The organism is Kitasatospora sp. NPDC059327 (genome assembly GCF_042752535.1).
Classification (GTDB): Bacteria; Actinomycetota; Actinomycetes; order Streptomycetales; family Streptomycetaceae; genus Kitasatospora.
The window spans coordinates 1-7,443 of the sequence record NZ_JBHYYB010000171.1 but is presented as its reverse complement, the minus strand read 5'-3'; the positions used below and the strand labels follow the sequence as shown (position 1 = coordinate 7,443).

General features: G+C 74.2%; 6 protein-coding genes. All 6 read right to left on the bottom strand.

Going from position 1 to position 7,443, the window contains the following annotated elements; translation table 11 throughout:
* Positions 1 to 145: 145 nt before the first annotated feature.
* The 6 genes from ACFXHB_RS42940 to dacB all read right to left on the bottom strand — a co-directional run bounded on the left by ACFXHB_RS42940 (position 146) and on the right by dacB (position 7,251).
* Positions 146 to 1,180: a hypothetical protein gene (locus ACFXHB_RS42940; RefSeq protein WP_380582371.1), complete on the bottom strand. Its 1,035-nt coding sequence runs from the start codon at positions 1,178 to 1,180 to the stop codon at positions 146 to 148.
* 403 nt (positions 1,181 to 1,583) lie between these two features.
* Positions 1,584 to 2,114 carry a hypothetical protein gene (locus tag ACFXHB_RS42935; RefSeq protein WP_380582369.1) on the bottom strand — a complete coding sequence of 177 codons (531 nt, stop codon included), beginning with the start codon at positions 2,112 to 2,114 and terminating at the stop codon, positions 1,584 to 1,586.
* 8 nt (positions 2,115 to 2,122) lie between these two features.
* Positions 2,123 to 3,433, bottom strand: coding sequence for a NucA/NucB deoxyribonuclease domain-containing protein (locus ACFXHB_RS42930; protein ID WP_380582367.1), 1,311 nt, complete (start codon positions 3,431 to 3,433; stop codon positions 2,123 to 2,125).
* 34 nt (positions 3,434 to 3,467) lie between these two features.
* The gene (locus ACFXHB_RS42925; protein WP_380582365.1) at positions 3,468 to 4,004 is read right to left on the bottom strand and encodes a hypothetical protein; all 537 of its coding nucleotides are present in this window, start codon (positions 4,002 to 4,004) and stop codon (positions 3,468 to 3,470) included.
* A gap of 411 nt (positions 4,005 to 4,415) precedes the next feature.
* Positions 4,416 to 5,021: a hypothetical protein gene (locus ACFXHB_RS42920; protein WP_380582363.1), complete on the bottom strand. Its 606-nt coding sequence runs from the start codon at positions 5,019 to 5,021 to the stop codon at positions 4,416 to 4,418.
* A gap of 601 nt (positions 5,022 to 5,622) precedes the next feature.
* Positions 5,623 to 7,251, bottom strand: coding sequence for a D-alanyl-D-alanine carboxypeptidase/D-alanyl-D-alanine-endopeptidase (dacB, locus tag ACFXHB_RS42915; protein ID WP_380582362.1), 1,629 nt, complete (start codon positions 7,249 to 7,251; stop codon positions 5,623 to 5,625).
* Positions 7,252 to 7,443: the final 192 nt, after the last annotated feature.

Sequence of the window (7,443 nt, the reverse complement as noted above, 5' to 3'; positions counted from 1 at the left end):
GGCCGGGGGCCGGCGACCGCTGTGGGTGTCGCTCCTGCCGGGGCGGTCGCCTCCCCTCAGGTGTCACCTCGGAGTCGTGGGTGACCGGGCCCCGCCCGGCCGACCCGGCGGCGACCGCCCACCGGAGTCGCCGGCCGTCCGGCCGTCAGTTCCCGGCCGAGGGCCGCGCCGCCACCGTGTAGAGGCCGCGGCCGGTCCGCTGCGCCCGGTCCTCCTTGGCGAGACGCTCCAGCCGGGTGCGGATCGCGTTGACGTTGCCCGCCAGGGCGTCCAGGCCGATCAGTTCGGTCACCTCACGGGCACGCAGCGGGCCCGCCGCCTGGGCGAGCACCTCCAGCAGCCGCTCCGTGTCCGCGACCTTCCGCCGCCGGGCCGTCTGCGGCGCCGGTGCCTCGGCGGGGGCCTCACCGGTGGCGGGACTCGGCTGCGCAGCCGCCTTCTTGGCCGCGGACACCCGCTTCGCCGGGGGCTTGGGCGTGGCGTCCGCCGGGGCCGCGGGCTTGGGATCCGTCGTCTTCGGGGCGGGGGCCGAGGCCCGCGTTCCCCGGCCGGCCGCGGCGGCGGGCGTGGCCTTCTTCCCCGCGCCGGCCTTCTTCGCCGTGCCGGTCTTCGCGGCAGAAGTCTCCTTGGTGGTGGCCTTCTTGGTGGTGGCCTTCGCGGCAGGAGCCTCCTTGGCAGGAGTCTTCCTCGCGGGGGCCTTCTTCGCGGGAGCCCTCCTGGCCGTCTTCCTCGTCCCGGTCCCAGGGCCGGTCGCGGTCGCCGCCTCCACCGTGGCGGGCTCGTTGGGTGCGCTGTCCGTCGGCTTCGCGACCGCATCGACCGCATCGACCGCATCGACCGCCTCGGGTGCCTCGGGTGCCGAGGCGGCATCCTGCACGGCCTCGGCCTCCGCAGGGGCCTCCACCGCTGCCTCGACCGGGGCCTCGGCCTCGGCCGGGACCGGCGACAACTCGGCGGCGAGCGGCTCCTCCTGGCCCTCACCCTCGCCGCTGAGGGGCTTGTCGGACAGCAGCCGCAACCCCTCAAGGGCCCTGCTGATGGCGTCCTGTTCCGCGGTGACGGCGGCGAGGTCCTCCGCTGCCCGGCGCTGCCGCTCCCGCACCGCGGGAAGCTGAGCCTCCAACAGCGCGATCGTCGAGGCCACACCGCTGTCGGTGCCGAAGGTGCTCCCGTTTCCCACAACCACTCCCACTACGTCGTCGATCACCCGCTGTTGTAGCGAATGTACGGCTCGCCGGGCACGTCGTACAGGGATAGGGGAACTATCGCCCAGTGCGGACGTACTGGCCGTGACGGGCGCATAACCGCAGCGTTTCGGGGCAGAGGAGTCCGGGGTCGCGTTCGGAGTCCGGCCCGCCGCCCTTCCGGCGGTCCGCGTCCAGTGCTCTCGGTGTGGGGGGAACCAGCGGTTCGTGGACCGCTGTTCGCGTCCGCGTGGCGACGTCGAGCGCCACCACGGGCCACCGGTGCTCCGGCGGCCCGTGATCGAGGGCTTCGAGTGCCTGTTCCTCACCGGAACAGACTTGTCGTTCTCACCATGTCGACTGCCACCCGGCGGAGTTGACGGTGCCTCAAGTCCTGTCTCACGTCCCTCGGTCGCGAGCCGGATCGTCGTCGACCGCCGCCACGGGCCACAGTCGCAGCAGCCACTGCTCGGCCCCGCGGGGGAGTGGTTCGCGGGTGGGCCGGAGCGCGCTGCGGTAGGCGGTGAGTGTGTAGCGGCCGGGCGGGAGGCGCAGGGCCGCGTCGGTCGGGAGGCGGGAGACGCCGGAGGCGAGGGTGAGGCGGCCGCCCTGGAGGTCGACGGCGAGCCGGACCTGATGGGGCCAGTCGCCGGGCGGCGGCGGAGGCGGCGGTGTGCGCCAGTGCTGGAGGCTGACGTGCGGATAGTGGTCGGACAGTGCGCTGTTGAAGGTGACGGTGCCCGTTCCGGGCGCGGTGGTCGCGAGCTGGCCGTGGCGCGGGGTCTCCGGTTCGTCGTCGGGCTCGCCGCCAGGTGGGGCGGCGGTGTCGACGAGGTGGAAGAGGTGGTGCTCGGCGCGCACCTCGACGGCCACCTCGGCGACCGGAGAGGTGACCGGGGAGACGGGTGGCTGTTCGGGCAGGGGGCCCACGGGGCGTGTCAGGGGTCGACCTGGACGTGGAAGGGGTCGTTGGTGAAGTCGCTGCCGAGGATGCGCCGGTTCTGGTAGAAGGCGCTGAGTTTGCCTCCGGAGCCGCGGTTGTCCCAGTCGTGGATGGGTTCGACGCTGTAGTTCTTGAGGTTGTCGTCGGCGCCTTCGAGGGTGGACGCGAAGGGGTACTCGTCGCAGTCCAGGCCCTCGTGGGCGTAGTTGGGGAAGTACGTCTGGCAGGCGGCGACGGCGACGGCGCGGTGGGCGTCGATGGCGGCCTGGTCCGCGACCCGGTGCAGCGGCGCGGCGCCGGGCGCGCCGGGGATCCGCTTGTTCGGGGCGTCGGGGACGGTCTGGTCGGGGTGGTACTGGGCGGTGATGATGTGGTCGGCGGACTCGGGGTGGTCGGCGCGGTAGATGTGCAGGGTCTCGGTGACCCAGGGGAAGACGCAGCCCTCGCCGGCGGCGGTGGTGACGAGGTAGGGCGCGGAGTCGCAGCGGATCCCGCTGTTCGGCCCGTCGTAGGGGTTGGCCGCGCCCTCGCCGATGACCGAGACGTGGGCGGCGAGGTCGGCGTAGCTGATGAGGGCGGCACCGAGGCCGCCGGGCGCGTCCTGGCGGAACGAGTAGTAGCGGCTGGTGATGGAGCCTTCGGCGGCCCAGAGTCCGATGGGCTGGACGTAGGGGCCGCCGAATCCGCTGTCGACGACGCAGGGGCCGAAGCCCTCGCGGGCGGTGCAGGTGACGTTGACGCTGAGCGGCACCTCGGCGATGTCACCTTCGAGGCGCCAGTTGTCGAAGACCTGGACGACGTCGACCTCGCGGCGGGCGTTGTGGCCGTACTGGATGTCGGTCATCTCGGCGTCCGCGCTGCCGGTGACGGAGCAGAAGATCCACCAGCAGGTGACGTGGGTGGGGTGGAGGTCGAAGGCCTGGCAGCTGACGAACCGCGACTTGCCGTAGCCCTGGTCGTGGAAGGCCGCGTCCTGCTCGCGGCACTCGTAGGCGGGCAGCTCGTCCTGGCCCGAGCGCCGGCCGGCCCGCGGGGCGTGGTTCTCCTGGGGCCCGGGCTCCATCGCGCGGATGCGCCCGAGGAGCTGGTCGAGGGGCTGTTCGTGGCCGGGTTCGGTCAGGGGGACGTGGGCGGGCGCCAGCAGGACGTAGTCCCGGCGGGCGGGGTCGGCACCGCTGCCGGCCGCGTGGGCGGGGGCGGCGGCCGTGACGGTGGCCAGCGTCAGCAGGGCGGTGACGACGGCGGTCACGACGCCGTGGGAGCGGTGTCGGAGCCGGTGGCCGGGGGCGGGGCGGTCCGGGCGCATCGTTGCCTCGATTCCTGTTCTGTCGGGTCGGGGCTCAGGAGCGGGGGTCGATGCGCCAGCCGCGGGCGTCGCCGATCACCTCGGTGGAGGTGTCGGTGATGACCTGTCGGGTGTAGGTGTCGCGGAAGAGCCGGTACTTCACGTCGAACGCGGCGAGGTCGTTCGCGCATGTGCCGTTGGGGTAGCAGTGGTCGACGCGGATCTTGAGGACGACGGTGCGGTAGTCGGGCGTCTGGTCCTGGTTCTGGAACCAGGCGCGGACCTTCCAGCCGGCGAGCCCGTAGCCGCGGTTCGGCGCGGCCTGGACGACGTCGAACGTCCAGTCGTTGGCGGGAGTGAAGGCACAGGCGTTGATCGAGGTGTCGACCTCGGCGGCGCGCTCCCAGTCCCCGTAGATGTTCTGGGCCTGGAGGTGGTAGGTGGGGGAGGGGGCGCAGGCGGTGGCGTCCCGGGCGGCCTGGCCGGCCTGGGTGCTCTTCGCGGAGGCGGCGGGCGCGGTGACCGCCAGGGCGGTGACCGCCAGGGCGGCGGCCGCGAGTCGGAGCCCCGTGCGCGGGTTGATGCTGTTCATCCGGTGTCTCCTCACCATTGACTGTTCGTGGACTACCCATTGAGCGTGACATCCAGTCATCGAAGGGGCACTCACGGTGATCCGAGTGGCCCTCGGGGTGACCCGGCCGACGTCCGGGGATCACTGCCGTGATCGAGGGCGTGACGGGAGCGTGCCGCCCGGGGCAGGGCTTGGAGTCGCTGCGCTGCCCGCCGGGCGATCCGGGCGGCCGCGAGGCGGGTGACGGTCCGGGTCGCCGGGGCCCGCTCCCGCGAAGGGCGCGCAATCTCTTCGCGAAAGCGCCACGGCGCGGTCTGGAACCCTCACGGTCGAGCTGCCTAGGCTCCGCATGCGCGCGACGACGTGCGCGGAACCGGCCGACGACGACCGGTGTGTGCCGGTGACCCCGGCAGCACGGGAAGATCACATGGACTACTGCACGCCCTGCCGCCGCCACCTGAACGGCGCGATGACCTGCCCCGGCTGCGGGGCCCTCGCGGACACCCGGGAGACGCCGCCGGAGGCCGCCGTGCCGCCGCCGGCCGCCGGTCCGCCACCTCCGTTGCCGAGCTGGTCCGCCCCGCCGGTCGGCTCCCGGCGGGCCGGGCGCCGGTCCGCACGGCGGCCGGGTGTGCTCGTGCTCTCCGTCGCCGGCCTGGCCGTCGCGGGGCTCGGCGTCGCGACCCTGGCCGCCAACGGGACGGAGGGCGCGCCGCCCCCGTCCGTCGCCGACGGACCGGTCGCGACACCGTCGCCGAGCGCCACGCCCCCCGCCGCACCGGCCACCGCCACGGGCGCGACCACGGCCCCGGTCGGGCCGACCGCGCGGCGCACCGGCCCGAGCCCCAGCGTGTCCGTCTCCGCCTCCACCGCCGCCCCCACCAGGAGCACCGCCCCTGCGGCGGCGACGACCAGCCGTGCCCCGGAGCCGGCCCCGCCCGCTCCGTCCGCGCCGACCACGGCCCCGCCGGCCACCACGCAACCCCCGACGGTCTCCCCGCGGCCCTCGGGCACCGCCACCGCGAAGCCGACGCCCACCTGTACCCCGTTCCTGTTCTGGTGCGCCTAGCCGCCGCGATGACGCGTCCGGGGTCGCGGTCGCGGGGGTTCCCGGTCGGCGGGGGCTTGCCGCCGGCCGCCGGATGGCATGCTCGCGCCCGGAAAACAGCAGCTCACAGCCCTTCTCACGGCGGCCCGGCGGGTCTAGCATTCCGGTCACAGCAGCCCCACCACCCCCTAGGAGGGGCTGCGGAGCACCACGGCCGCGCCCCCGAGCGGCCGGGCCTCCCACGGCCGGGACCCGGGCATCCCCTCCTGCCCCCGGATCCCGGCCGCTGCCCTGCCCCGGGTGGGCGGGCTGCCGGAGGGTGGGGGCGTGCGACGATCCGTCGGAGGGGTGCGGTGCGCCTGCCCGCCCGCGCGAGGGTGGTCCCACCGTCGACGTGCGCACGCCGCGGTCCCGAACGCGCGCCTGCGCCTCCGGACCGGGGAGCGCGCACCGTGCGGACCGGTCGCGGGTCCCACCGCGGCGGGCCGGCCACGCGATCCGCCCGCGCGACGCAGGGGCGCCGGGCGGGCGGATCGGGTCCTACGGGCCGGTCGTCACCGGGCCGGCCGCGTCCGGTGACGACCGGCGCGCTCAGCGGGCCCGGAGTCCGCCGGACGGCCCGGTCGTGCGAAGGCGTTCGGCGGCCGAGGCCTGCTCCTGCAGCAGGGCGGAGATCTGGTTGACGTCGTCGAAGATGCCGATGAAGCTGTCGAGATCGGGGCTGGCCGCGCCGGTGACGCCGATGTAGAAGAGGTGCAGGCAGCCCTCGTCGGTCTGCAGGTAGCCGGCCTCCTCCTGGGCGCCGACCGCGATCTGCTGGTTGAGCTCGTCGATGCCGAGGATGGTGCCGGGTTTGGCGAAGACCTTGCCCTTGGCCGGGCAGTCGGTGGTGCAGGAGATCCCGTTGCTGCCGTCGACCCCCAGGATCGGCAGCGAGAGGCGGAAGGCGTCGGCATCGGGAGTGCCCAGCCAGTAGGCGAGGAGCTGGTCGAGGCCGATCGGGGTGGCCCGGTCCGCCGGCACCCCGCCGCGTCCGTCGGCGAGCTGGAACTGCTTCGGGTCGACGTGGGCGACGTCGCTGAGGAAGGCGTGCTCGGTGGCGAAGGCGTCGAAGCAGGTGCGGCTGCCCCGCGCGACGGCCATGTTGCACAGGGCCAGGTTCGCGCCCAGGTTGTGGCTGACCTTCAGGATCAGCTTCGCGTACTGGCTGTACGGCGGGGAGACGTACGCGGCGACCCGCGGGTCGCCGTCGTAGGAGGCCGGCAGCGCGTCCTCGCGGTTGGGGCCGGTCGGATCGGCCGTGACGCCGACGCCGGCGCGGGCCAGTGCCTCGATCAGCGCGGTGCGGCCGAAGTCGTTGGGGTTCTGGATGTCGGAGACCCGCAGCAGTGGCTGGGCGTCGGCGGCGATCGTGCCGGACAGCGAGATCCGCGTCCCGTCGGGGGAGGCGGTGACCTGGACGTTCGTCGGGCCGCCGGCCTCCACGGTCCGAACGCTGGAGGTCACCTGGTAGGGGGCGACCTGCGGGCGCCAGGTCAGCCGGGCGGGCTCCCCGGGGGCGGTGGGGGTGGTGAGCAGGTCGATGAGGTTGTCGTTGATGATCAGGGGGGTGGGCTGCGGGTCCAGGTCCGGGAGTGCGAACAGCCGGGCGTCGACGATCACATCGCCGTCGACCTGGGTGATGCCGGCGTCGTGGACCTGGCGGGCGATCTCGTTCAGCCCGGCGAGCGGGTTCTCCGGGGTGAGGGAGGCGCCGGGCAGACTGGCTTCGGTGTGGTCGATGTCGGTGTAGTCGACCGAGCCGTCCGGCTTGGTGCGCCCGCCCATCGTCAGGTCGCCCTGGGCGACGAGGGCCAGGTTCCCGTGCAGCGTGGAGCCGTCGCGGGTGCCGGTGGCGAGCACGGGCGTGGTGAAGCGGTGGTCGGGACCGAGGGTGTGCCAGGCGGAGGAGATGGTGACCAGCTTGGTGGTCGAACCCGGGATGAAGAACTGGTTCGCGTTCCTCGAATGGATCACCTCCCCGGTCGCGGCGTCGATCTCCAGCACGCCCCACTGCGCGTGCTCGTAGCCGGGTTTGTGCATGATCGCCTCGATGGCGGGCCCGAGGTCGTCGTCCCGGGCCACCGCTGTCGGGCCGGTGACGACGGTACCCGCCACTGCCACGAGCGTCGCACCGGCAGCGGCGCAGGCCCTGAGCCGGCCGCGGATCATCGGTCTCATGCGTTCCACCGTTCCTGGGGTCGGGGACCCGGGGCCATGATCGCCCGGGCGCTCACGGCGGAAGCGTAGGGAGCGGAACGGCGGATGTCCGGCTGCCCACGGCGTGCTGACGGCGTGCGGGGCGAACGTCATCCGGTCGGACCATCCCGGGACGCGGCGGGGGGGGGGCGGGGGTAGTGGTGCGCCCCCCCC